Below are 25390 nucleotides of genomic sequence, written 5' to 3'. Positions count from 1 at the left end.
GTGAGAACGAATAAAGTTATATGGAGCGAAGGGCTATTTTTACGCCCGCAATTATTTCAGCAGCAGGAGCGCTATCTGGAGTATTACGCGCATAAACGCGCGGTCACGATAACGCCATTCTTCTGGGGATTTGCGCAATATGAAATTGATAAAGAGGCGCTTTCCTACGGCAAATTGGTTTTACGTTCTGGTAAAGGCGTATTGCCTGACGGTACGCCGTTTGATATTCCCGGGCATGCTGAGTTACCCGAGCCGTTAACTATTATGCCAGAGCATGTTGGTAAACTGATTTACCTGGCGGTTCCGCTACGTCTGGATAACAGCGATGAAACCATTTTCGATGAGTTTGATGGCGGTTCTCTTGCGCGTTTTTACGCCTTTGAAGAAGAGATGTGCGATACCAATTCGATCCGTCAGGGGCCAAAGCCTGTTCAACTGGCACGCCTGCGTCTGAAATTAATGCCTGAAATGGAAATGACGGAGTCATGGATCGGTTTACCACTCACCAAAGTCAAAGCGATCCAACCAGATGGCAGCGTGTTGCTGCATCTGGATGATTATATTCCTCCAGTGACGGGCTATGCGGCAAATACGCTATTAACAGAATGGCTGACCCATTTGAACGGTCTGGTTCGCATGCGTGCGGAAATGCTCGCTAAACGCCTTGCCAATAGTGATGGCAAAGCCAGCGCCAGTGCGGAAATCGTGGATTATCTTTTGCTGCAAATTTTTAATGCCTATGAGCCGGTGTTCGATATGCTGCGCGATATACCTGAACTCCCGCCAGTCAGGCTCTATGAAGAGTTAGCAAAATTTGCAGGCGAGCTTTCCACTTTTGTCAGAGTAAAAACACGTCGTCCTAAACCAGCGCCCAAATACGACCATGCGCGGCTTTATCCCTCAATTCGTCCTCTGGTTGAAGATGTTCATGATCTGCTTAATCAGATTCTGGTGCGTGCCGGTCAGATGATAGAACTGCACCATAAGGGCAATGGGATTTGGTCGGCAGCAATATTGCCGAATGAATTGCGAAGCTTTACCGGCCTGGTGTTAGCGGTCCATGCACAATTGCCGATGGATGTACTGCAGCAGCAATTCTCTGCGCAGGCAAAAATCAGCGCACCGCAACAATTGTTGGAACTCGTCAGATCGCACTTGCCAGGGTTGGTTATGCAAAACTTACCCGTGCCGCCACGTCAAATTCCTTATAGCTCGGGCTACGTCTATTTTGAACTCGTTAAATCAGGGACATTCTGGGAAACCATTGCTCAGAATGGTGCATTGGCAATGCATATCGCGGGTGACTTTCCGGGCCTCAAAATGGAACTATGGGGGATCCGAGAGTAATGGACGAAACCATGGATCCGGTAGCGGCTAACAAACCGGACTTAAAGGATGATGAGAGCCTACAGGCACTGGGTAAGTTCTTGCTTGACGATCAGGTTTCCCTGTATTCGATTGCTGAAGGCAACGCTAATGGCGATGCGTACAGAGAAGCCCGAGAACGCAAAACACGTTTTAACGATGCGTTACTTAAAGGCGAGAGCGTGCAGCAAAGGCTTTTGAAAGTGAAAGCCGCAACGATTCCGTTACTGGAAGCGGCGGCACCGCTTTTGCGGGCGCTTAGCGAAATGCCATCCGAGGTTACCGATTCTGATGAGGTCGAGGTACTGAAGGATACGCTAAAAAAAGAGATTACTTTATTTGGGGTGGTTTGTGACGAAGCGGATATTTCGTGGAAAAAGATGACGATTGTTCGCTATTGCCTTTGCACTGCATTGGATGAGGCCGCACATGCGACATCCTGGGGTATCCGTTCCGGCTGGTCCCAAAGCAACTTATTGAATCATTTTGAAGGCGATAATGATGGGGGGAATAAATTCTTCTTGTTAGTTGGCCGCCTTTCAATGAGCGCTTTCGAATATGCTGATGTGCTTGAAATTATGCTGCGCATATTAGGCTTAGGGTTTGAAGGCCGTTACAGCATCATTGAAGGCGGTGAACGGCATCTGACAAAAATCCGTCAGCGACTCATTACACTCATTCAAAGTACAAGAGAAGTATTGCCTGCGCAACTTTCTCCCCATGCACTGTATACGCATAAAATTAAGCGCAAGCTGCGATTTTATATTCCTTATCGCCTGACGTTGTGGCTGGCCATTCTTTTGTTAAGCACAAGTTTTATCTGGTGTAAATATCATCTCGTGATGAGAGAAGCGGATCTCGAACAGCGTTTGGCAGCTATGCACCGTGGTACGTTAATTAAACCTACTGAAAAAGTTCGCTTACGTCTGGCCGTGCTGTTAAAGAATGAAATTGAAAAGCAATTGGTTACCGTTGATGAAACCCAGGCGCTGAGTAAAGTGGTATTTAAAGGTGATTTTATGTTTGCCGTAGGTTCAGCGCAGGTTAGGCCAGAAATGCAAGATATTTTGCGTCGCGTTGCTCAGGAAATTAAACGCGTCAATGGCAAAGTATTAATCGTTGGCCATACCGACGCTACGCCGATTAAGAAACCAGAATTTGCTAATAACCAGGTTCTTTCGGAAAAGCGGGCGGAGGATGTCGCCAGGTATCTGCGTAAGGAAGGCATAATGGCGGACGATATTAAGACGCAGGGCGCAGGGCGCAGGCGAAACTCAACCTGTGGCCGATAATGCCGATCCCGCAGGACGCGCGAAGAATCGCCGCGTAGAAATTTTTGTCAATTATTAACAGGGTGCCGAATGTTTTTTTTAACCAGATTATTTTCCGGGCAGTCGCTTAGAACGCTATTAATTATAAGTGCGTTTACTGTACTGGCAGCCGGAATTTGGTTTTTAGGGCCGTTTTGGGGATTTGGTAAAGTACGGCCAATGGAACCCGTGGAAGCGCGAGTCCTGTGTATTTCTATGGCATTCTTTATTTGTTTTAGTCTCTTCTGGTGGCGGCTCCCGTTCTTTATAATGATGGGCGTTACCCTCTGTTTTGCTGTATGGATAATGGGTCCCTACGTTCTGCTTAACAAGGGCTATCCACTACTGGTCGTATCACATCGGCTTATGCTGATTTTTGCTATTATTTTTATAATGATGCTTTACAGTTTGTGGAAATTGCTAATAGCACTATCCCACAATCCTGCACTCTTTGATAAATTGCTAAAATTCAGAGCAACGTCACCCGTACCTGATGCTGATTTTTATGAAATAAACCAGATAATTAAAAAAGCTGCGCTTTGGGCTCGTAAAGCACGTAGGAAAATACCTACCTGGAAACTCTTTTTTTTACCCGAGTCTTCTCGTGATCAATTGCCATGGTTTATGTTCATGGGAATAACTGGATCCGGTAAAACAGCCCTGATTACCTCCTCCGGACAGGAATTCCCTGTTTTTGAACAGCTCAACAGAGTGGGTAAAGAAAGCGAACCTACTGCACATTGCGAATGTTGGTATTCCAATGATGCGTTATTTATTGATACTTCAGGTAAGTATGTTACCGATAATGACAGTAGCCGCAAAGAATGGTCAGGTATCATTCAAGCCATTCGTAAGTATCGACCCGTTAAGGCGATTAATGGCACCATCGTTACGCTCTCCTGCGAGGATATTCTGGCCAAAGATAAAGGGGAGTTATTTACCTTTGGGGCATTATTGCGTTCGCGCCTGGATGATGTGAGGACAGAATTAGGTATCCAGTTTCCGGTTTATGTCGTCCTGACTAAAATGGACTGCCTGACGGGATTTGATGAATATTTTCGTAGCCTGACCGCGCAGGAAAGGGAGCAAATATGGGGGGTATCTTTTCCCTATGGCGATAAAGATACCCACGCGTCAGGGAGTAGCCTCAAGGAACAGATAGCGTGTGAGCTTAAATTGCTTGAGCAACGTATCGATGGCTATATCGCCATTCGCCAGCAGGAAGAGTATGCCAGTGCCGATCGCAAAACGATGTATGCGCTGGCACACGACTTTGGTGTGTTATGTGAAACCCTGACAGAACTGCTCCAGGGTGTTTTCTTTGCCTCTCGCTACGATCATAACCAGGCTGGCAATATTCTTCGCGGTATCTATTTCACCAGTAGCAACCAATCCGGTAATAAGGTATTGAATAATAATTATACTATTATTCACCGCTGGCAGAATTTTATCGAAGGTAAGAGCCCCATAGCCCCTTCAAGTCAGATAGCAAAAAAATCAACTGAAGACTTATCTCTGGTGGAGACGAGTTGGAATAAGCATTACTTTATTAAACAACTTTTTTCACAGGTGATTATTGCCGATGCCGGTCTGGTTTCTTATAACCTGAAAGCAGAATCTAAATATCGATTCCAGAACGTATTTGGTCATGTGTTAACACTTATCGTCGCCTTTTTTCTCTATACCGGCATTACCACGAGCTTTCAGAACAACACACAGTATTTGGACGCTTTCGATCTCAAACTTGGCAAACTTGAAACCGCTTTTGCCGGTTTTATAAAAAATGCCCAGCAAGCCACTGTGCTACCGCTATTAAACCAGGTGCGTACCCTACCCGACTACGAAGGTCTGGAACTCTTTCAGCCGCCATGGAGTTGGCGTTATGGAATGTACGTCGGCAAAGCCAGCACCCGCAATAGTAATGGTTTGTACCAGTATATGCTGTGCAAATTTTTATACCCAGTGCTGGTTGAACACGCTCACGATGCGTTAGAAGAGGCTGTGGGTTCGAAAGAAAATACGCGTATCTACGAGGCGCTTAAGCTTTATTTGATACTGACCGGCGAGGGCCATTTTGATCAAAAGACCTCGATTTCAGCGATAAAACGTCAGTGGGAAGCATCCGGGAAAACGCTCCCATTTGAAGAGGACGTGTTGTTTATCGCTCATTTGAATCAACTTTTCAGTAATGAAGAATGGCGCCAGTCACTGGCGCCAGCTGACAACGCGCTGATTATGCTTGCTCGTTCGCTACTGTCGCAAACGACATCCGCTAACCGTCTTTATGATCGTGTTAAATCAGAACTGTTAAATGATGCGCCGGAAAATTTGACGCTCGAAAAAATGACAGGCAATCAGAGCGTTCAAGTTCTGGCGCTGAATGATGAAAATCTGGTGGAGCAGGAAATCCCAGGTTTATACACCTGGGAGGGTTATCACGACGTTGTTAAAAAAAAACTCGCCCTTTTGCTCACCGCTTATCAGCAAGAGGATAGTTGGGTAATGGGAAAAAGCGCTAATCTGACGCTGAACCCCCTGGCATTAAAAAGTGACGTATTAACCCTTTATCTAAAGGAGTATCGGGAAATATGGAAGCAATTTCTGGCCAATATTCGGCTTGTTTCTGCTGGCCCTGATTTTAAAGACAGCGCGTCCGGTCTCTCCGGCGATATTTATTTATTAAGGACTTTAGCTTCATCCGACACGCCACTGGTCGCACTGGGCCGGGAGGCGGTCAGGCAAACGTCGCTTGCTGTTGAGCCCGCTAAATTACCCAATCTAATGGGAACGCCGGGAAGTAGCAATCCTGTGGTTAGCAAAGCCTGGCAAATGAACATGGCGCTTGAGCAGCGCGAAAGAAAACTGGTCGCGAACAATGTCGATGATTACTTCTCATCATTACGCGATTTTGTTGGTACGGGCCCAACCTCACAGGCAGGGCCTTTTAGCAAAATGATGAGCATGCTTAATGAGCAATACACGCTGTTAGTTATTTCCAGTAATGCGTTACGCGATGGCGATGTCCCAAAAATGTCTGACTCTGGTAAACAGCTGGCGGCGGAGTCGCAGACATGGCCCGATCCTTTTCAAAAGATCGTCGAACCGCTGCTGAACGGCGTTTATGAAAAGATGGACTATGCAGTGGTTAATAAGAGTAAGGAAACCATTGAAAGCGGCCTTGGTGAAGTATGCCGAAGCACGTTACAAGGGCGCTATCCCTTTGCTGACAGTGAACAGTCCGTCAACATTAGCGATTTTGAGCGATTTTTTGCGGCAAATGGGTTGGTCGACGACTATTTTGCGAAACATCTCGCCGATAAGGTCGATACGTCTGCGATGCCATGGCGTTATAAAGGATCAAGCAGCAGTGAGGGGTTAGCTATTTTTCAACAAGCAGCAGAAATCCGTAACGCCTTTTTCCAGGGGCAAGATGGAAAAAAGCTGATGCTTAATCTCTCGGCAACAGTGCCCTATATGGATCCTTCCATTACTCAACTTAAATTGAGCATTGACGGTGTAAGTTTACGCTACGCTCATGGCCCTGTGATGGCGACGTCATTTAAATGGCCCTCTGCATCCGGCGAATCAGCAATTATTTTCACGGTTCAGCCACGAATTTATACCAAAAATGCGGGCTTAAAGCTTGAAGATGCCTGGGCTTTACTACGTTGGGTTGAAAGCGCGCAGGAGGTCAGTAAAAGCGCCTCCGGGAATGATATCTTGACCTGGTATCTCGATAAACGCCGCGTTGATGTCGAAGTATCAGGGCTGCGCTATGGCCATCGGCCCATTATCGAACTATTACGCCGCTTCAACTGCCCCACGGGTTTATGAAGATGATAACGCGTTTTTTCAGCAGCAAACCGGCCGTACGATTTGCATTTTATCAGCCAGACGGTACACCGCGCGTCGGCAGATGGCAGCCTGGGCGCGCGCTGCACCTGCGCACGCTTTCGGCGCTGCTACTCAATTATTTACCAGGCGCGGGGCACGGCGAGCTCGCTTCGCCTGCGAATACCGACGTTGCAGTCTGGTGTTTTGTTTTCCCTGCAACCGTGTTGGGGCGCAAGGGGTATTACTACGGCGCTTTCAGAGTAGTTAATCAACACATCACCGGCGTGTTGTACGTCCAGGCCCCCCTCAGTTGGCTGGGCGTTTATCTTAAGTCAACGCCTTCGCTGGCATTCTGGATGGCGCGTATTCTGATTTTATTCGGTCAGGATATATACACAAACGCCGGGATGAAACAACTCAAAAGCTGGGTGCAGTCGCTACAGCGCTCCTACTCCCCTTTTTTTGAGAGCGTTGCAATAAAAACGCGTTGGCGCTTCGCGGAGCGAGCCGCTCTGTTGATTGAGGAAAGCGGGGCGGCGGATTATCTCTATACAGAAGCGAGCGGGTTAGACGTTTTGCCATGGCTGAACTGGCCGGCATGTATCGAATATCAGCACTGTATATGGTTCTGGAAACTAAGCCGATTTGGAAAAGTAGTGGATTCCAGAAAAGTGTTTATGACCAGTGAATTAATCACAAAGGCGAAGTAATCAGGTGGCATTATTAACTAAGGATCAGATAATTTGATGGCACGGACATTTACTTTAAACAGTTCTGCAATGCCGTATTTATTAGGCGAACCAGCGCTGGTACTTGCTAAGCTGGAAGGAGAGGAAACTTTTTCCAGACTCTATTCCTATACTATTACGGCGAAAACCCCGGCAAACCCTGCTATTCCATGGCAGGCTGCATCTAATATCGATCTCAAGGCCCTTATCGGTAAAGAAATGACGGTTTCTATTGAGCTGGATGGTAATGGACTCGATGATGTAACCAGTCAGGGAAAAGGGACCAGGGAGATATCCGGAATAGTTCAGCAGTCACGTTACATAGGACGCGACGCCGATCAGGCCATGTTTGAGATTATCATTCGGCCGTGGCTTTATCTGACGGAACTGACATCAGACTTCAAGATTTTTCAGAAGAAAAGTGTTGTTGATATTATTGATGAAGTCCTGGCGGATTACCCCTTTCCTTTTGAAAAGCGGCTGTCTGGCTCTTATCCTGAGCTCGACTTCCAGGTTCAATATGGAGAAACCGATTACAACTTTATCCAACGTTTGATGGAAGAGTGGGGTATTTATTGGTTTTTTGAGCATAAAGGCGGGAAACATAAACTTATTCTGGTAGACCACGTTGGCGCTCATAAAAAAAGTGATAGCGCAGCCTACCATGTCATCCATTATTTGCCGGAAAATCCTAAAGCGGGTGAAGAGTATATTAATTCATTTCATCATCAGGAAACGATCACGACCGGGCAATGGGTTACTAACGATTACGATTTCACAAAGTCGCGAGCGGATATCCTTGCGATAGATAATAAACCACGTAAAACCAGTTTCAACAGTATGGAGATGTATCACTGGCCTGGTGACTACGAACAGCCCTCTATCGGCGAGCAGTTAGCCCGCATTCGTATGGAAGAGCGCGGAGCGTTGGGATCGCGTGCCCAGGGCGTCGGCGAGGTCAGGGGGATCGCCTGTGGGATGAATTTCGATTTGGCGAGCTTCCCGCTGGAGAAAGCTAACCGGGAATATATGGTGATTTCAAGCTACCTGAAAGCGGTGGAAACCCCGCAAACTCATGGTGCTGAAATTTTCCAGTTTGAATGTCGTTTCACCGTTCAGCCAACGACAAAAATATTTCGTGCGCCGTTTATCACACCCAAACCTAAAACCAGTGGCCCGCAAACGGCGATTATTGTGGGGCCACCCGGCGAAGACGTCTGGACCGATGAATATGGCCGGGTCAAAGTTCGTTTTGTCTGGGATCGTTACGGTAAAAATATCGAATCTGACTCCTGCTGGTTACGTGTCAGCCAGTCCTGGGCAGGGAATAATTTTGGCGGGATCTATATTCCACGCGTCGGTCATGAGGTGATTGTCGATTTTATTAACGGCGACCCGGACAGGCCGCTGATTATTGGCAGTCTGTATAACAATATCACTATGCCCCCCTGGGATTTGCCAGCGAACAGCACGCAGAGTGGTCTGATTAGCCGCACGATAGGGGGCGGCCGTACTAATTACAACGGTATTCGGTTCGAGGATAAACCCGGTCTGGAACAATATTGGGAGCAGGCCGAGCGCGATATGGATCGCGTTACCAAGCGTAATGAAACCCAGACCATTGGGGTCAATTCCGACATTAAAGTGGGTGAAAACCGCAAAATGTACGTCGGCGCGGATTATTCCAAGGATGTTTGCGGCGGCTACACCAAGTTAGTTGGGCTTAATTACACGCTTAATGTAGGCGTCGCGCGGGAAATTGTCGTAGGGGCCGAGAGTTCGTTAACCGTCGCCGCAGCTAACGCATTGAATGTTGGCGGATCGAATTATACCAATGTTGGTGATGCGAATATGACCACCATCGGTAGTGACAATTCGCTCACAGTGGGTGGGTCTAACATGATTAACGTTAGCTCCGCAAATATGACCACTATCGGAGCCGCAAATTCGCTCACAGTAGGTGCTACGAATTCGACCAATGTTGGTGCCGCGAATTCGCTCACAGTAGGTGCTGCGAATTCGACCAATGTTGGTGGTGCGAATATGACCAATGTTGGCGGTGTGAATATGACCAGCGTTGGTGGCGCAAATATGACTAACGTTGGGGGAGTTAACACACTAGCAGTTGGCGGTGCGCATGCGGTGGCGGTAGGCGGCGCAGCGTCATTGGTTGCGGGAGGCGCCATCGCGATGAGTGCCGGCGGCGTACTAACGATCAGCGCGACCGTTATAAAACTTATTGGTGCCAGCAAAGTCGTGATTCAGGGCGGTCAGGTTCACCTTAACCCAGGCGATGGCGGTGGTGGCGGTGGCGGTGGCGGTGGCGGCGGCGGTTTTGGCGGCGGCTTTGGCGGTTGCTGTAGTGGCGGCTTTGGCGGCGCGTTAAACCTTCCTGATCATCTTTCTTTGGTCTTTGGTTTGATGGCGCTGCCGATCCCTCTGCCGCCATTACCTACCTATGACCCGACGGAACCGCCGACGGAACCGCCGACTGAGGCGCCGACGGATACGCCGACGGATACGCCGACGGATACGCCGACAGATACGCCGACGGATACGCCGACGGATACACCGACAGATACACCGACAGATACACCGACGGAATCGCCAACCATTACAGAAACTTAAGAACCAACCTAATTACCGGCGATACACGTAATTACGACTGATAAGCGCAGGGAGGGCTAGGCCTTCTCTGCATAGTTAATCGATTTTGTCACGGAGGCGATATATGCAAAACGCAGGACGCATCGGCGATTCAATAAGTCATGGCGGCGCTGTCACCAGCGGCTCAGGGAATGTCTTTATCAATAATATTAACGCGGCGGTGGTTGGGATTAGCTCAGTTAGCTGTTCAATACACGGCAGTAGTACGATGGCTGCGGGCTCGGGAACCGTGTTCATCAACAATAACCCGGCTGCGCGTATTGGCGATCCCGCTGGTTGCGGCGCGACAATCACGAGTGGTTCCGGCGACGTGTTAATAGGTTAAAGCTATGCGTTTGTCCATAACGTGGCCTCTGGCGCGCCAGGGATTTTTGCTGCATGAAGAATACAACGATCAGGCGTGTATTCGTCTGGATCCGTTAACCGGCAATTTTGAACCGGCTAGCGTCGAAAGTGACAGCGAAGGCGCATTATTTTACTGGAGTACCAGCGGTCCCGTTATTCTCAACCACTGTGCGGAATATGTTTGTATCCTGGACGGCAGACCGCTATCCCTGGGGGAAACGCGTCATTTACTTTCCGGCAGCAAGCTGCAAATTGGTCATGTCAGTATTGTCATTCAACTCGACAGAGAACAATTAGCCGATGCGCTTTACGTGCAACCGCATTCTGACGTCCACCCCCCGGAACCCGGCGATATAGAGGATTTACTCTCTTATGGTGGGCATCATATTGCCTGGCAGGAATCCGCAGCTGCGCAATCTTATCTGCAAGAGCAACAGGATGATGTTTTACAGAAATTGCAGATTGAATATAAAAAACGTCTTATCTGGGGAGAGCAAGAGCTTGAGGCTATTGATAAAAACAGTTCATCCCTGCGCAATAAACCCTTAACAGAAGATGGTCAGTTTGAACAAACAAAAGAAAAAATGAAAAACAGGACGTTAACAGAATGCATATTTGAATCTATTACTCTTTTCGATAAAGCATTTGACGAAGTGATGATACTCGGAACAGAGCAAGATGAATTGTTTGAGGAAAACAAATACGACATTTTGCATCTGGTTGCTCCCGATAACATTCCGGTCAGAAAGACCAGGACGATTCCCGATCTTATTGCCAGGGAATTTCATAAACGCGATTTAGATAGCTTGCTATAAAGGATTATGCTATGTCTGATACCAATTCATTAAAAGCGTTATTAACCCATACGTCGTTAGATACACTGTTACAAGAGACACTTAGCCGCGTTAAATCACAGCCCGATAATGTTATTGAGCGGGAACTTTTATTTAAACTCTATTGCATTTCCGGATTATGGGAGAAAGCGTTACTTCAACTGGAAACGATCCCGTTGCTCGATAATGAATATCAAAAACAATGTGAGCTCTATAAGAATTTAGTATTTAGTGAGCTGATGCGGGAAAAAGTGCTTGCGGGCGAACGGGAAGCGGGTGTAACAGAAATCTCCCCGGATGCTGACGCCTGGATGGCAATGCTTCATCAAGCTAATCAACTGGTTACACAAGGTAAAACAGAGGAAGCCGATCGAGTTCGTAACGACGCCTTCGATCTGGCGCCAGCCAAAGGCGGCACTGGCGAGCAAATCGGTGATTTCCAGTGGATCGCTGACGGTGACGGTAGACTGGGGCCCGTATGCGAATTCATTCACGCCGGGGGATATCGCTGGATCGCGTTCTCTGATATTGAATCGATTATCCTGACAGAACCCAAAGGAATACTGGATGTTGTCTGGAAGTCTGCGGAGGTTAAGGTAAACGGGAAAACCTGGTTTGGTTATATGCCCGCGCGTTATCCAGTTAGCAACTCATGCGAGCAGTCGCTTCAGTTGGGTTTTGAGACCCACTGGCGTCAGGTATCCGACTCATTTTTCATTGGCAGCGGGCAGAAAATGTTTATCACTGATGCCGGCGAGTTTTCGTTACTGAAGACAGGCAGCCTGAAATTACGCTGAGTCAAACGGCAATGGAAAAGAAAAGACCTTATTTACCCACATTATTTGATCGCTTGTTAGATGATGAACCTAAACAGCTTCAGGAGGCCTACGACGTTTGTTTTTACGATGCCAGAACGATGCGCAGGTTAGTGCAACGCGATATTGCTGCCATCCTTAATAACACCAATATCGAAGATCGGTTAGAGGAAAAAAGAGATGCGCCAGCGCTGGAATCGGTAGTGAATTATGGCGTAGCCGCCATGACCGGTAAATTTGGTAGTTCTGATAACTGGGCATTAATGGAAAAGCGTATCAGAAGCGCATTGCTGCGTTTTGAGCCAAGACTTATCCCGGAATCACTGCTGGTTCGTTTGCTTACCGGAAAAGATGAACCCTCCCGGGGAGGGCTTATTCTTTTCGAAATCCGCGCGCTGATTTACTGGGATCCAAACCCTATCGATCTGTGCGTGAACGGTGTGTATGACCGGGAAACGGAACATATTGCGCTCAGCGCTTCATAATACGCCCCACCCCCGGCCCGCGCCGGGGTCACCCGTCCGCCAACACCACGTGATGGGAAAACTCTTTCTCACAGTATTTGCACTTCAGCGCGATATCCTCAACACGTTTTTTGACGCTAAAGCTGGACGCCACCGGCTCGACGCGGCTGATGCAGTTACTGTTCGGGCAGATCAGCACTTTCTCAATACGCTCCGGCAGGCTTGGGCGGCTTTTGCCCACGACTTCGTAATTATCGATACGGTTAACGGTAGCCTCAGGTGCATACAGCGCCAGCTGATTGACCTGCTCGTCGGTCAGGAAGGTATTTTCAATTTTGATCAGATCTTTACGGCCCATTTCGCCGGACGGCAGGTTCAGGCCGATAGTGATGCGCTGATCGGTCTCGGTCAGTTTGAACAGCGTAAGAAGCTTAAAGCCCACCTGTGCCGGGATATGGTCGATGACGGTGCCACGGCTGATGGCTTCTACCTGGAGTTTATTATCGTGAGTCATGTTCATCTCCTTCTTACAGCGGGAAATCGCGATTAAGAACCAGCGCCAGCAGAGCCTGGCGAGCAAAAATGCCGTTACCGGCCTGCTGGAAATACCAGGCGTGCGGCGTTTTATCCACGTCGGTGATGATCTCATCAATACGCGGCAGCGGGTGCAGCACTTTCATATTGCTGCGTGCGCCGTTGAGGTCGGCGGCGCGCAGGACAAACTGCGCTTTCACGTTGGCGTATTCTGATGGGTCGAGACGCTCTTTCTGCACGCGGGTCATATAGAGAATGTCCACTTCGCGCACCACGTCGTCGATGGAATCATGCAGGCTCCAGGCGATACCTTTCTCATCCAGCATATCGAGGATGTACTGCGGCATGGCCAGCGCCTCCGGGGCGATAAAGTAAAAATGGTTGCCGTTGAATTTCGCCAGCGCCTGGGCCAGCGAGTGCACTGTGCGGCCATATTTGAGATCGCCCACCATAGCGATGTTTAAGTTTTCCAACCGCCCCTGGGTTTCCTGGATGGTAAACAGATCGAGCAGCGTTTGGGTCGGATGCTGGTTCGCGCCGTCACCGGCATTCAACACCGGGATGCCGCCGGAAAATTCGGTGGCGAGGCGCGCCGCGCCTTCCTGCGGATGGCGCATGACAATCGCATCCACATAGGTGCTGATCACGGAAATGGTGTCCGCCAGAGTTTCGCCTTTTTTGCCCAACGAGGTGTTGCTGCTGTCCGAAAAACCGACCACCGACGCGCCCAGGCGGTGAATCGACGTTTCAAACGAGAGACGGGTGCGGGTTGAGGCTTCAAAAAAGCAACTGGCGACCACTTTATGCTTCAACAGCTCCGGCTGTGGATTCGCCTTCAGGCGCGCAGCGGTCGCCAGCACCAGCTCCAGCTCTTCACGGTCCAGATCGTTGATGGAAATAATATGTTTTTGATAGAGCGGATTAGCCATGTCTCTCTCCTTTTTCGAACGGCGGGCAAACGCCGGGCAAAAAAAAACCCCTCATTGAGGGGTTTTTTCATTGGATAACGGAAAGAAAAACGGGACTGCGACGCCAGCGTTAAGGCGTTGTGTCAGGACATATTGTCGAACTCGCAGAACCATGCTTCCTCCCGGCAAATTGTCCCGGATTATACTCAGCCGCAATCGCATAGCAAGCGGAGAATGCACATATTTACATTAGGAAGCGGTTGCGCTGCATAAGCACTCAAAAATAGTGAATAATATGCAGGGGCTGCTTTAACCAAAACTGACCGGGCGGCACAAACGGATCGTGAAAATCTGCAAGCTTATGCGCCAATAAATATGCGCTAAAGCAGATTTTTGCCACAAAGCGGTGGTAGGGCAGGGCATTTCCTCATATAACTCATAAAAATGAAACGATGTTTTATACCTGTCATACTTCAAGTTGCAGGTGCGTTGGCTTGACTCGGCCTTGCGGCCTCGCCCTAAAGGGCCGCCGCAAGCGGCGTTCAAATCGGCTTGCCGATTTGTCCTCGCTCACCCCAGTCACTTACTTATGTAAGCTCCTGGGGATTCGCTGCGTCGCCGCCTTCCTGCAACTCGAATTATTTAGGGTAAATATAAGGAGCTTCCCGTGATCATTGGCAACATCCACCATCTGCAGTCATGGCTGCCCGCTGAACTGCGCCAGGCAATTGAACATATCAAACAGCACGTTACCCCAGAAACGCCGCTGGGCAAGCACGATATCGACGGCAACAACCTGTTCTTCCTGGTTTCCGAAGATGAAACCCAGCCGCTGGCCGAGCGCCGCGCGGAGTATCATGCGCGCTACCTGGATATCCAGATTGTGATGCGCGGCGTGGAAGGCATGACCTTCAGCTGTCTGCCTGCGGGTGAGCCGGATACCGACTGGCTGGCGGATAAAGACATCGCGTTCCTGCCGGAAGGCGGCCAGGAAAAAACTGTGGTAATGCAGGAAGGGGATTTCGTGGTGTTCTATCCGGGCGAAGTTCACAAGCCGCTGTGCGCCGTGGGCGAGAATACTAAAGTGCGTAAAGTTGTGGTGAAAATGCTGGTTGCGTAATCTGCCTTGCAAACAACAGCGGCCCTGAAGCGGGCCGCTTTTTTATTGGGCTAACGTCGCCACCATCACCGCTTTGATGGTGTGCATGCGGTTTTCCGCCTGGTCGAACACAATGCTGTTCGGCGATTCAAACACCTCATTGGTGACTTCAATGCCGCCGTGCATCCCGTACTGCTCCGCCATCTGCTTGCCGACCGTGGTTTCTTCATCGTGGAAAGCCGGTAAACAGTGCAGGAATTTGACCTGAGGATTGCCGGTCAGCGCCATCATCTGGCTATTCACCTGGTAATCACGCAGCAGCGCGATGCGCTCGGCCCATTTCTCTTTGGCTTCACCCATCGACACCCACACGTCGGTATAGATAAAGTCTGCGCCTTTCACGCCAGCCGCTATGTCTTCGGTAAGCGTGATTTTGCCGCCGGTTTGCGCCGCCATGGCTTTGCACTCCTCCACCAGCGCCGCGTCCGGCCAGCAGGCTTTAGGGGCCACCAGTCGCAGATCCAGCCCGGTGAGCGCGGCGGCTTCCAGCATTGAGTTGCCCATGTTGTTGCGCGCGTCGCCGGCATAGACCAGCGTCATCTCGTTAAAAGCTTTGCCAGGCAGGTGCTCGCGCATAGTCAGTAAATCCGCCAGCAACTGCGTCGGGTGGAATTCGTTGGTCAGACCGTTCCACACCGGTACGCCGGCGTACTGCGCCAGGGTTTCTACCACTTCCTGGCCGTGGCCGCGATACTGGATCCCGTCATACATCCGGCCCAGCACCCGGGCGGTATCTTTAATTGATTCTTTATGCCCAATCTGACTGCCGCTCGGGCCGAGGTAAGTCACGCGAGCGCCCTGGTCGTAAGCGGCAACTTCGAAAGAGCATCGTGTACGGGTTGAGTCTTTTTCGAAGATGAGCGCGATGTTTTTACCAGTAAGCTTTTGAACTTCTTTGCCATTCTTTTTATCGCTTTTCAGCGTTGCGGCAAGATCGAGCAATGCGTTTATCTGTGCAGGGGTAAAATCTAATAATTTCAGAAAGTGTTTTTGATAGAAAGCCGACATAGTTCCCTCACCTGGCTGATGCCACTTGTTGAATTAAAATTCAATTTATATGTATGAATATGCATTTGCAACCCCGAAAAATAAAACTTTTACCGGAAAGGTGGAGGCAATCACTGGGGTATGTGAAAATAGTAAGTATCTGCCAACACATTGAGGAACGAGCCATGGCAAACCCGGAACACCTGGAAGAACAACGCGAAGAAACGCGTCTTATCATTGAAGAGTTGCTTGAGGACGGCAGCGATCCGGATGCGCTGTACACCATCGAACACCACCTCTCGGCAGATGATTTTGAAACCCTCGAAAAAGCCGCGGTAGAAGCCTTCAAAATGGGTTATGAAGTCACCGACCCGGAAGAGCTTGAACTGGACGAAGGCGAAACCGTGATCTGCTGCGATGTGCTGAGCGAATGCGCGCTCAACGCCGAGCTGATTGACGCGCAGGTCGCGCAACTGCTGGACCTGGCTGAAAAATTCGATGTCGAGTATGACGGTTGGGGTACCTACTTCGAAGATCCGAACGGTGAAGAAGGTGAAGACGGCGACGATGACGAATACATGGATGATGACGACGACGGCGTGCGTCACTAATATCGCGCGGCGGCAGCATCGGGCTGCCGCCCTCAAGGATAGCGAATGAACACCTCCGCACTGCTCGAACCGGTCCATCAATTTCTCCACTGCACCACCCCGGATGCCTGGCTGCAACAAGCCCGACAACCGGATAATCTTCCGCTGCTGTTAACCGACCATATGATTTGCGAACTCAAAGCCGCGCAGACCGCGATGCTGCTGATCCGTAAATACGTGGCGGACAAATCCGGCTCCGACATGCTGCTGGAATGGCTCAGACCTTATGAAACTTTCGCGTTCTATAACGGCCCGGAAGTGGATTTCGTGGCGCTGCAAAAGCGCGTCAGCAAAAGCGAGATGCCGAAAACCGACGATCCCTGGGGCCAGGCGCTGATCGACAGCATGGTGCTGTTGATCAAAGAGGAGCTGCATCATTTCTGGCAGGTGCGGGAGGTAATGACGGCGCGAAACATCCCGTATGTGAAAATCACCGCCAGCCGCTATGCCAAAGGGCTACTGCGCGCCATTCGCACCCATGAACCCGCGATGCTGATCGACAAACTGATCTGCGGAGCCTACATCGAAGCGCGTTCCTGCGAACGTTTTGCCGCCCTGGCACCGTATCTCGACGACGAGTTACAAAAATTTTATCTCTCCCTGCTGCGCTCCGAAGCGCGCCATTACCAGGATTATCTGGCTCTGGCGCAGCAAATCTCGCCGGACGATATCACGCCCCGTGTGCGTTATTTAGGCGAAGTGGAAGCCGGGCTTATTCAGTCGCCTGATCCAGAGTTTCGTTTCCATAGCGGAGTGCCGGTTTAACTCTCCTAAAATTGGCAGGTATCCGCCTGAGAGGGTGACAAATCCGCTCAGCCTGGTAAAAAGAAGCCTTTGCATATATCAGAGAAAATTATGAACTGGACACATGTCATTCTCGCAGGCTATGTCGGTGCGGTTATCGCCATCGTGGTTGGCGTATTTCGTAAAAAGGGCTGGATCGGCAAAACCAGCGCCGTGATTATCGCGCTGCTCGCTATCGTGGTGTGGAACATCATCGACGTGAAGTATCTGATCCCGCGCGATAACGTGACGCAGCAGATGACAGAAAGCGAGAAGTTTGATACCGCCATGGAGCGGCTGCCGCTGTACCAAATCATTCGTGAACAGGAGCCGCAAGCCTGGAGCCGCATTCGCGAGCAGGCGCTGGCGATGCAGAAAGCGGGCGAGTCGGAGCAGAATGTGATTGACGCGATCCAGCCGCAGATCCTCGCTATTCAGATGGCGCGTCTGCAAACCGCGCCGGACGCCAACGTGGTGGCGTTTATGCAGGCCAATATGCAGCAGACCGCCCTGATCCAAAAACAGAGTGACGACGCCTGCTTCCGCTTCCTGTTCCCGGCGGTCAAAGGGGGCATCAACGCCGCCAGAATGTTGCCGGCTGACGTTACGCAGCATCGTCTGGATGTGGATGCCGAGATGATGCGCGCCGCGTTCGGCCCGAATAAGCATCAGGTGACGCCGCAGGAGCGCCAGCAGGCGATGCAGGATGTCCAGCCCATCGTTCAGAAACTGGTGCAACAGTATGGCCAGGACATCACCTTGATGAACGAACCGCAGAAAGCGACGGGCAAAGAGGGCGTGGTGTGTAACATCACCCAGGATCTGTGGCGCAACGTTCTGCAACTGCCGGTAAATAAAGCGGCAGGGATTATTCGCTATTCGGTGAGCACCGATTAAAAAACCACACGCGGCAGGCGCTGCGTGTGGTTATCGTTTGTCAGAGTGTGCAGGGGAAGGGCGGTCAGAGATTTTTCAGCATTCGCACTTCGCAATCCACATGGCCGGTACAGCCGAGCGGCTCGCTGATATGGGTGAAACCCAGATGCTCATACAACGCGATAGCCTCTTTCAAAAAGGCGGTGGTTTCCAGATAGCAGCGGGTAAAGCCCTGCTGTTTAGCGAAACCCATCGCCATCAACGCCAGCTTTTTGGCCTGGCCCTGACCGCGTGCTTCGGGCAAAAAGTACATCTTTTGCAGCTCGCAAATATCCGGCTCGCTGCATGACAGCGGCGCGACGCCGCCGCCGCCCACCACTTTTCCGTCTCGCTCGACGACCCAGTAGGCGTGGCCCGGTTGGCTGTAAAGTTCGTACAGGCTGTCCAGATTCGGATCGGCCACGGTGTAGCCTTTGTCGGCGGTAAGGCCGTACTCAGCGGAAACGGTGCGGATGACGCTCGCAATAGCGGCATTATCGTGAGATGCGATCGGGCGTAACGAGAGTTCAACCCGGGTGGCTATGGTCATGACAGCACTCAGAAAAATTAAAAACGTATCGCCTTTAATACCACTGTTAATTTCCATTCGCAAGATTCTGAAAAAATGACTCTTCAACGGTTACGCATTTAACTCAGGCATGACCTGTGTTGCAATGTTAAATGGAAACATCAGTAAATTATTTTATGGCTAAGGGAATGCAACGAAATGGAACTGGAAAAAAATGCCGACAGGCGACATGCGTTTATTTTTCATGGCAAAGGAAGTGAGTATTTTCGTATCTGGATTGTGAACATTGTTTTAACAGTAATTACATTAGGGATCTATCTTCCCTGGGCGATGGTAAGGACCAGGAAGTATATATGTTCGAAAACGGAGTTATCAGGCGCTTTTTTTAGCTATCATGCAAAGGGCAGCGTAATCTTTGCCAGTTGGTTGCTTTTGTTGGTGGCCTATGTCCTGTTTGCTGTGGCTCTGGCAAATAAAAGTGTAGTTGTCGGCAGTACCATGGCTCTCTTGTTAGTGCTATTTTTGCCCTGGCTCATCGTGTTAAGTTTGCGCTATCAGGCGCTAATGACCCGGATAAATGATGTCCGCTTCTCTTTTAACTGCGCTCCGCTACGTGCATGGTGGGTAATGCTGGGTTGCCCGTTGCTGCTCATTTTCGTATGCGTTTTAATTTTGTTTGGATGTTTAAAGGCAATGCCTTCTCCTGATAGTCTCAACAGCCTGATCGCCAGTGTCATTATAGGGGGCCTGGCGGCGTTAATTCTCTTTGGTATTATCAACGGTATATGCCTGGCAATGTGGATGAGAATGTTCGCCGATTCATCTTCGTTGGGGAACTTACGGTTTTCTGCACTTATCAACACTAAACAGTGCGTAAAGATGAGCGTGTTAAGTAATTTGATATTATTACCATTTATTGCGGTGATAGTAAAAATTAACGCGCCGATATTTTCAGAGGTTACGCTTTCAATTATGTCAGGATTAAGCCAGCCGGAAATTGAAGCGAATATCTATGCCAACTATTCAGGAGTTATCCTGACAAGCTATTTAGTTTATTTTATGGCAATACTGGTCAGTATCGGATATGTCTTTACTGCCCTACGTAATTATTTTTGGTCCGCATTAAAGCTGGGTGATCATATTCGCTTTTCATCAACGCTGAATTTCCCTCAAATGGTATGGATCCTGATTAGCAACTTTGTATTAGTCATGGTGACATGCGGTCTGGCTTATCCCTGGGCCAGAGTGCGTTTCCTGCGATATACGGCTTCCCATAGTGAGGTGATTGGATCGCTGGATGATATACAGGACTCCGATGAGGCAATGAAATCGGGTGTGCTGACGGTGCTGTCACGTGGGCTAATCGTTAATATTCCTTTTATTTGAGTCTGTTGTTATAGCTCGTCCTCCAAAAACCAATAAAAAAGCCGGGTTAACAAACCCGGCTTTTTCGTCAGCGTAACTCTTACAGCGCGGCAATCACGCCCTGCTGCTCAATCAACGTTGCTTTGGCATCGTGGAACGCCTGCAGGCGCTCGCGCTCTTTAGCCACTACTGCTTCCGGCGCGCGGGCCACAAAGCCTTCATTACCCAGCTTGTTTTCGATCTTGCCGATTTCGATCTCCACTTTTTCCACTTCTTTGGCCAGACGCGCCAGCTCAGCGGATTTATCGATCAGACCCGCCATCGGGATCAGCAATTCCGCGCCGTCGATGATTTTGGTCACCGACACCGGGCCTTTGTCGCCGTCATCCAGCAGGGTAATGCTTTGCAGACGCGCCAGGTTCAGCAGGAAGCTGCGGTTATCGTTCACGCGACGCTGAGCATCGGCGCTGGCGCCGCGTAGCAGCACCTCCAGCGGTTTGCTCGGCGCAATGTTCATTTCCGCGCGGATATTACGCACCGCCACAATCGCCTGCTTCAGCCATTCGGTATCGGTGCGCGCCGCTTCGTCATCCAGCGCCACGTCGTAAGCCGGGAACGGCTGTAGCATGATGGTGTCGGCGTCGATGCCTTTAAGCACTTTCACGCGCTGCCAGATGGTTTCGGTGATAAACGGAATAATCGGGTGCGCCAGGCGCAGCAGACCTTCCAGCACGTTGACCAGCGTATTGCGGGTGCCGCGCAGTTCGGCTTCAGAACCGCCGTTCATCACCGGCTTGGTGAGCTCCAGGTACCAGTCGCAGAACTGGTTCCAGGTGAACTCATACAGGATGCCCGCTGCGATATCGAAACGGTAGCTGTCCAGCGCTTCACGGTAGGCTTTCACGGTGCGGTTGAATTCCGCCAGAATCCAGCGGTCCGCCAGAGAAAGCACTTTCTCGCCGCCGTTGAAGCCGCAATCCTGATCTTCAGTATTCATCAGCACAAAGCGGCTGGCATTCCACAGCTTGTTACAGAAGTTGCGGTAGCCTTCAAGACGCTTCATATCCCAGTTGATATCGCGGCCGGTAGAGGCCAGCGCCGCCAGCGTGAAGCGCAGCGCATCGGTGCCGTGCGGCTCAATGCCGTTCGGGAACTGCTTCTCGGTGCGCTTGCGGATCTTCTCAGCCAGCTGCGGCTGCATCATGTTGCCGGTGCGTTTTTCCAGCAGCTCTTCCAGCGAGATACCGTCCACCATATCCAGCGGGTCGATCACGTTGCCCTTGGATTTGGACATCTTCTGGCCTTCGTCATCGCGGATCAGTCCAGTCATGTACACGGTGTGGAACGGCACCTGCGGCTTGCCGTTTTCATCTTTGATGAAGTGCATGGTCATCATGATCATGCGGGCAATCCAGAAGAAAATGATGTCGAAGCCGGAAACCATCACGCTGGTTGGGTGGAACTGACGCAGCGCGTCGGTGTTTTCCGGCCAGCCGAGGGTAGAGAACGTCCACAGCGCGGAGGAGAACCAGGTGTCGAGTACGTCTTCGTCCTGGCGCAGCGCCACGTCCGCGCCCAGGTTATTCTCCTGGCGCACTTCGTCTTCGCTACGGCCCACGTAGACGTTGCCCTGGTTGTCGTACCAGGCCGGAATACGGTGGCCCCACCACAACTGGCGGGAGATGCACCAGTCCTGAATGTCGCGCATCCAGGAGAAATACATATTCTCGTACTGCTTCGGCACGAACTGGATATCGCCGTTTTCTACCGCTTCCACCGCCGGTTTCGCCAGCACGTCTGCGCGCACATACCACTGGTCGGTCAGCATCGGTTCGATCACCACGCCGCCGCGGTCACCGTAAGGGACGGTGAGATCGTGGGGTTTGATCTCTTCCAGCAGGCCGAGTTCATCAACGGCAGCCACAACGGCTTTACGCGCGGCAAAGCGTTCCATCTTCTGGAACTGCGCCGGGATCTCGCTGGAGTAAACGTCAGATTCGTTGCCTTTGGTGTCGTACACTTCCGCGCTTTCACGGATATCGCCGTCAAAGGTCAGGATGTTGATCATCGGCAGGGCGTGACGACGGCCCACTTCGTAGTCGTTGAAGTCGTGCGCCGGGGTAATTTTCACGCAGCCGGTGCCTTTCTCCATATCCGCGTGTTCATCGCCAACAATCGGAATACGGCGATTCACCAGCGGCAGCACCACGAATTTGCCAATCAGATCTTTATAACGCGGATCTTCCGGGTTGACGGCCACGCCGGTATCGCCCAGCAGGGTTTCCGGACGGGTGGTGGCAACAACCAGATAATCTTTGCCGTCAGCGGTTTTCGCGCCATCGGCCAGCGGATAGCGTATGTGCCACATTGAGCCTTTAGACTCGCGGTTTTCCACTTCCAGATCGGAGATCGCCGTGCGCAGTTTCGGATCCCAGTTTACCAGGCGTTTACCACGGTAAATCAGGTCTTCTTGATACAGGCGCACGAACACTTCTTTCACCGCATTGGACAGGCCTTCATCCATGGTGAAGCGCTCGCGCTCCCAGTCCACAGAATTGCCCAGACGGCGCATCTGGCGGGTAATGGTGCCGCCGGATTCTGCTTTCCACTGCCAGATTTTGTCGATGAACGCATCGCGGCCATAGTCGTGACGGGTTTTGCCCTCTTCGGCGGCAATTTTGCGCTCAACCACCATCTGGGTGGCGATACCGGCGTGGTCGGTGCCCGCCTGCCACAGGGTGTTTTTGCCCTGCATGCGCTGATAGCGGATCATGGTGTCCATGATGGTTTGCTGGAAGGCGTGACCCATATGCAAACTGCCGGTGACGTTCGGCGGCGGGATCATGATGCAGAAGCTTTCCTGGCTTTCGTCGCCATTGGGTTTAAAGTAGCCCTGCTGTTCCCAGTGCTCGTATAGCGGCTGTTCGATATCTTGTGGGTTATATGTCTTTTCCATTTCTGCTATGTCTTTGCGGCGCCGTAGGTGGCCGTGGTCAAGTGGAAACCAGCCACGCGATAGGCTTTATAGCGTTCGCGAGCCAGTTGTTTCTGGGTTTCTTCGTAAGGAACGAAGTCTATCACTTCCGGGAAAGCGGTGGCAAAATCTGCAAACCCCGGCAGCAGGCTTATCAGCACATCGCGCGCGCTGCTGCCACGCTTCTGCGGCCAGGCTAACTCGACCGGCGCCCCGGCGCGCGGCCCTTCACCCGCCAGGTTATGCGGCACAAAACTGTCCGGATCGCGCGCCCACAGCGCCTCATCAAGGCGTATCGCCTGGGCTTCGTTTTCACAGGCAATCAGAAGACGTTTACCCGCCCGCCAGCGTTCTGCGGCGATCTCGCACACCAGTTGTTCAACGGCGCTCAGGCCATCCTGATGGGTATCGTTATCCAGCAGATAGAAGGTTGCACTCTTCATAATATGGGGCTTCTTGTGATGACATTAAACGCACAGCCCGGTGAGTACCGGGCTGTGACAGGACGATGATTTTCGCCGTTACTCTTCGCCGTTAAACCCGGCGCGGTTCAACAGGAACTGCGCCAGCATCGCCACCGGACGCCCGGTTGCGCCTTTGGCTTTACCGGAGCGCCAGGCGGTGCCGGCAATATCCAGGTGCGCCCAGTTGTATTTGCGGGTAAAGCGCGACAGGAAGCAGCCTGCGGTGATCGCGCCGCCAGGACGGCCGCCGATGTTAGCCATATCCGCAAAGTTGGAATCGAGCTGCTCATAATACTCGTCGCTGAGCGGTAAACGCCATGCGCGGTCGCCCGCCTGTTCGGAAGCGCCAATCAGCTCGTGGGCCAGCGGATTGTGATTCGACATCAACCCGGTAATGTGATGGCCCAGGGCAATCACGCAGGCGCCGGTCAGGGTCGCTACGTCAATTACCACTTCCGGCTCGAAGCGCTCGACGTAGGTCAGCACATCGCACAGCACCAGGCGGCCTTCGGCGTCGGTGTTCAGCACTTCCACGGTTTGCCCGGACATGGTGGTCAGCACATCGCCCGGACGATAGGCGCGCCCGCCCGGCATGTTTTCACAGCCCGCCAGCACGCCAATTACGTTCAGCGGCAGTTGCAGTTCCGCTACCATGCGCATCACGCCGTAGACCGCCGCCGCGCCGCACATGTCGTATTTCATCTCATCCATGCCTTCGGATGGTTTGATGGAAATACCGCCGGAGTCAAACGTCAGGCCTTTGCCAACCAGCACGATCGGACGGGCGTCCGGCGCGCTGCTGCCTTTATATTCCATCACCGACATCAGGGATTCGTTCTGCGAGCCTGCCCCTACCGCCAGGTAGGAGTGCATGCCGAGATCTTTCATCTGCTGCTCGCCAATCACGCGGGTCACCACGTTTTTGCTGAACGAGTCAGCCAACTGACGCGCCTGGGAGGCGAGGTACGCGGCGTTGCAAATATTCGGCGGCATATTGCCTAAATCTTTCGCGGCCTTGATACCGGAGGCAATTGCCAGCCCGTGCTGGATAGCGCGTTCGCCGCTGGTCAGCTCACGGCGCGTCGGCACGTTGAACACCATCTTACGCAGCGGACGGCGCGGTTCGCTTTTATTGGTTTTAAGTTGATCGAAGCAGTAAAGCGACTCTTTTGCGGTTTCCACCGCCTGGCGCACTTTCCAGTAGGTATTGCGGCCTTTAACGTGCAACTCGGTCAGAAAGCACACCGCTTCCATCGAACCGGTATCATTAAGGGTATTAATGGTTTTCTGGATCACCTGCTTGTACTGGCGCTCATCCAGTTCGCGTTCTTTACCGCAGCCAATCAGCAAAATACGTTCAGAGAGCACGTTCGGAACGTGGTGAAGCAGAAGGGTTTGGCCAGGCTTGCCTTCCAGTTCACCGCGACGCAGCAGTGCGCTGATGTAGCCATCGCTGATTTTATCCAGCTGCTCGGCTATCGGGGAGAGGCGGCGCGGCTCGAAAACACCGACAACAATGCAGGCACTCCGCTGCTTTTCGGGGCTACCGCTTTTTACACTGAACTCCATGCACTACGCTCCTGAATCTTAAAGACAACGACGGCGGCTACGGATAGAATTGAACGCTTTCGTAACGCTTTGCTCCGTTGTTGCGATGACTTTCGTGTTAATCTTAACGAATGTTGTTACGGTTTCGGCGCGTCAACATCTTAAGTACTTACCGCTGAGTTTACATATCTTAGCGATCTTTTCGACGACTCA

At 51.3% G+C, this 25390-nt stretch carries 20 protein-coding genes and 1 pseudogene; 14 read left to right on the top strand and 7 right to left on the bottom strand.

The window, feature by feature from the left end:
* The 9 genes and pseudogenes from tssK to FHW74_RS20860 all read left to right on the top strand — a co-directional run bounded on the left by tssK (position 1) and on the right by FHW74_RS20860 (position 12382).
* Positions 1–1347, top strand: a complete 1347-nt coding sequence (tssK, locus tag FHW74_RS20900; protein WP_183172233.1) for a type VI secretion system baseplate subunit TssK — start codon at positions 1–3, stop codon at positions 1345–1347.
* Positions 1347–2715 (top strand): annotated as a pseudogene (gene tssL / locus FHW74_RS20895) (type VI secretion system protein TssL, long form). The gene tssK and the pseudogene tssL overlap by 1 nt, the downstream one beginning before the upstream one ends.
* Positions 2716–2726: 11 nt before the next feature.
* Positions 2727–6509, top strand: coding sequence for a type VI secretion system membrane subunit TssM (tssM, locus tag FHW74_RS20890; protein ID WP_183172232.1), 3783 nt, complete (start codon positions 2727–2729; stop codon positions 6507–6509).
* 2 nt (positions 6510–6511) lie between these two features.
* Positions 6512–7219 (top strand): hypothetical protein, encoded by a 708-nt coding sequence (locus tag FHW74_RS20885; RefSeq protein WP_183172231.1) that lies wholly within the window; start codon positions 6512–6514, stop codon positions 7217–7219.
* Positions 7220–7255: 36 nt separating this feature from the next.
* Complete coding sequence (locus FHW74_RS20880; RefSeq protein WP_255459961.1) at positions 7256–9865, top strand: type VI secretion system Vgr family protein; 2610 nt, start codon at positions 7256–7258, stop codon at positions 9863–9865.
* A gap of 103 nt (positions 9866–9968) precedes the next feature.
* Positions 9969–10229, top strand: coding sequence for a PAAR domain-containing protein (locus FHW74_RS20875; protein ID WP_183172230.1), 261 nt, complete (start codon positions 9969–9971; stop codon positions 10227–10229).
* A gap of 4 nt (positions 10230–10233) precedes the next feature.
* Complete coding sequence (locus tag FHW74_RS20870) at positions 10234–11064, top strand: TagK domain-containing protein (RefSeq protein WP_183172228.1); 831 nt, start codon at positions 10234–10236, stop codon at positions 11062–11064.
* Between the two features lie 11 nt (positions 11065–11075).
* Positions 11076–11879 carry a type VI secretion system accessory protein TagJ gene (locus FHW74_RS20865; protein ID WP_183172227.1) on the top strand — a complete coding sequence of 268 codons (804 nt, stop codon included), beginning with the start codon at positions 11076–11078 and terminating at the stop codon, positions 11877–11879.
* 11 nt (positions 11880–11890) lie between these two features.
* Positions 11891–12382, top strand: coding sequence for a type VI secretion system baseplate subunit TssE (locus FHW74_RS20860; protein WP_183172226.1), 492 nt, complete (start codon positions 11891–11893; stop codon positions 12380–12382).
* A gap of 28 nt (positions 12383–12410) precedes the next feature.
* Here FHW74_RS20860 and pyrI read toward each other — a convergent pair whose 3' ends face one another.
* Complete coding sequence (gene pyrI, locus FHW74_RS20855; protein ID WP_183172224.1) at positions 12411–12875, bottom strand: aspartate carbamoyltransferase regulatory subunit; 465 nt, start codon at positions 12873–12875, stop codon at positions 12411–12413.
* A gap of 13 nt (positions 12876–12888) precedes the next feature.
* Positions 12889–13824, bottom strand: coding sequence for an aspartate carbamoyltransferase (gene pyrB, locus FHW74_RS20850; protein ID WP_183172223.1), 936 nt, complete (start codon positions 13822–13824; stop codon positions 12889–12891).
* Between the two features lie 646 nt (positions 13825–14470).
* Here pyrB and FHW74_RS20845 point away from each other — a divergent pair.
* Positions 14471–14923: a YhcH/YjgK/YiaL family protein gene (locus FHW74_RS20845; RefSeq protein ID WP_183172222.1), complete on the top strand. Its 453-nt coding sequence runs from the start codon at positions 14471–14473 to the stop codon at positions 14921–14923.
* Positions 14924–14965: 42 nt separating this feature from the next.
* On the opposite strand, the gene argF is transcribed toward FHW74_RS20845, so the two are convergent.
* Entirely contained in the window at positions 14966–15970 is a 1005-nt protein-coding gene (argF, locus tag FHW74_RS20840) for an ornithine carbamoyltransferase (RefSeq protein WP_183172221.1), read from the bottom strand.
* Between the two features lie 164 nt (positions 15971–16134).
* On the opposite strand from argF, the gene rraB reads away from it, so the two are divergent.
* From rraB to FHW74_RS20825, 3 genes are all read left to right on the top strand, one after another.
* Positions 16135–16560 carry a ribonuclease E inhibitor RraB gene (rraB, locus tag FHW74_RS20835; RefSeq protein WP_183172220.1) on the top strand — a complete coding sequence of 142 codons (426 nt, stop codon included), beginning with the start codon at positions 16135–16137 and terminating at the stop codon, positions 16558–16560.
* 45 nt (positions 16561–16605) lie between these two features.
* Entirely contained in the window at positions 16606–17364 is a 759-nt protein-coding gene (gene miaE / locus FHW74_RS20830) for a tRNA isopentenyl-2-thiomethyl-A-37 hydroxylase MiaE (RefSeq protein WP_183172219.1), read from the top strand.
* A 90-nt stretch (positions 17365–17454) separates the two neighbouring features.
* Complete coding sequence (locus FHW74_RS20825) at positions 17455–18279, top strand: topoisomerase II (RefSeq protein WP_183172218.1); 825 nt, start codon at positions 17455–17457, stop codon at positions 18277–18279.
* 64 nt (positions 18280–18343) lie between these two features.
* Here the strand turns inward: FHW74_RS20825 and FHW74_RS20820 are convergent, their stop codons facing one another.
* Positions 18344–18847, bottom strand: a complete 504-nt coding sequence (locus tag FHW74_RS20820) for a GNAT family N-acetyltransferase (RefSeq protein ID WP_183172217.1) — start codon at positions 18845–18847, stop codon at positions 18344–18346.
* Positions 18848–19024: 177 nt separating this feature from the next.
* Between FHW74_RS20820 and FHW74_RS20815 the strand changes: the two genes are divergently transcribed.
* Positions 19025–20212, top strand: a complete 1188-nt coding sequence (locus FHW74_RS20815) for a YjgN family protein (RefSeq protein WP_183172216.1) — start codon at positions 19025–19027, stop codon at positions 20210–20212.
* Between the two features lie 79 nt (positions 20213–20291).
* On the opposite strand, the gene FHW74_RS20810 is transcribed toward FHW74_RS20815, so the two are convergent.
* The 3 genes from FHW74_RS20810 to pepA all read right to left on the bottom strand — a co-directional run bounded on the left by FHW74_RS20810 (position 20292) and on the right by pepA (position 25198).
* Positions 20292–23147 carry a valine--tRNA ligase gene (locus FHW74_RS20810; protein WP_183172215.1) on the bottom strand — a complete coding sequence of 952 codons (2856 nt, stop codon included), beginning with the start codon at positions 23145–23147 and terminating at the stop codon, positions 20292–20294.
* 5 nt (positions 23148–23152) lie between these two features.
* Entirely contained in the window at positions 23153–23608 is a 456-nt protein-coding gene (gene holC / locus FHW74_RS20805) for a DNA polymerase III subunit chi (protein WP_183172214.1), read from the bottom strand.
* 78 nt (positions 23609–23686) lie between these two features.
* Complete coding sequence (gene pepA / locus FHW74_RS20800; RefSeq protein WP_125293044.1) at positions 23687–25198, bottom strand: leucyl aminopeptidase; 1512 nt, start codon at positions 25196–25198, stop codon at positions 23687–23689.
* Positions 25199–25390: the final 192 nt, after the last annotated feature.

Origin of the sequence: Atlantibacter sp. RC6 (assembly GCF_014193285.1) — a bacterium.
Classification (GTDB): Bacteria; Pseudomonadota; Gammaproteobacteria; order Enterobacterales; family Enterobacteriaceae; genus Atlantibacter.
This window is presented reverse-complemented; position numbering and strand designations above follow the sequence as displayed.

What these genes read in the sequence shown, in the direction of transcription:
- tssM (WP_183172232.1), top strand. Translation starts at nt 2,727, where the DNA reads ATGTTTTTTTTAACCAGATTATTTTCCGGGCAGTCGCTTAGAACGCTA.
- FHW74_RS20885 (WP_183172231.1), top strand. Translation starts at nt 6,512, where the DNA reads ATGATAACGCGTTTTTTCAGCAGCAAACCGGCCGTACGATTTGCATTT.
- FHW74_RS20880 (WP_255459961.1), top strand. Translation starts at nt 7,256, where the DNA reads ATGGCACGGACATTTACTTTAAACAGTTCTGCAATGCCGTATTTATTA.
- FHW74_RS20875 (WP_183172230.1), top strand. Translation starts at nt 9,969, where the DNA reads ATGCAAAACGCAGGACGCATCGGCGATTCAATAAGTCATGGCGGCGCT.
- FHW74_RS20870 (WP_183172228.1), top strand. Translation starts at nt 10,234, where the DNA reads ATGCGTTTGTCCATAACGTGGCCTCTGGCGCGCCAGGGATTTTTGCTG.
- FHW74_RS20865 (WP_183172227.1), top strand. Translation starts at nt 11,076, where the DNA reads ATGTCTGATACCAATTCATTAAAAGCGTTATTAACCCATACGTCGTTA.
- FHW74_RS20860 (WP_183172226.1), top strand. Translation starts at nt 11,891, where the DNA reads ATGGAAAAGAAAAGACCTTATTTACCCACATTATTTGATCGCTTGTTA.
- pyrI (WP_183172224.1), bottom strand. Translation starts at nt 12,875, where the DNA reads ATGACTCACGATAATAAACTCCAGGTAGAAGCCATCAGCCGTGGCACC.
- pyrB (WP_183172223.1), bottom strand. Translation starts at nt 13,824, where the DNA reads ATGGCTAATCCGCTCTATCAAAAACATATTATTTCCATCAACGATCTG.
- argF (WP_183172221.1), bottom strand. Translation starts at nt 15,970, where the DNA reads ATGTCGGCTTTCTATCAAAAACACTTTCTGAAATTATTAGATTTTACC.
- rraB (WP_183172220.1), top strand. Translation starts at nt 16,135, where the DNA reads ATGGCAAACCCGGAACACCTGGAAGAACAACGCGAAGAAACGCGTCTT.
- miaE (WP_183172219.1), top strand. Translation starts at nt 16,606, where the DNA reads ATGAACACCTCCGCACTGCTCGAACCGGTCCATCAATTTCTCCACTGC.
- FHW74_RS20825 (WP_183172218.1), top strand. Translation starts at nt 17,455, where the DNA reads ATGAACTGGACACATGTCATTCTCGCAGGCTATGTCGGTGCGGTTATC.
- FHW74_RS20820 (WP_183172217.1), bottom strand. Translation starts at nt 18,847, where the DNA reads ATGACCATAGCCACCCGGGTTGAACTCTCGTTACGCCCGATCGCATCT.
- FHW74_RS20815 (WP_183172216.1), top strand. Translation starts at nt 19,025, where the DNA reads ATGGAACTGGAAAAAAATGCCGACAGGCGACATGCGTTTATTTTTCAT.
- FHW74_RS20810 (WP_183172215.1), bottom strand. Translation starts at nt 23,147, where the DNA reads ATGGAAAAGACATATAACCCACAAGATATCGAACAGCCGCTATACGAG.
- holC (WP_183172214.1), bottom strand. Translation starts at nt 23,608, where the DNA reads ATGAAGAGTGCAACCTTCTATCTGCTGGATAACGATACCCATCAGGAT.
- pepA (WP_125293044.1), bottom strand. Translation starts at nt 25,198, where the DNA reads ATGGAGTTCAGTGTAAAAAGCGGTAGCCCCGAAAAGCAGCGGAGTGCC.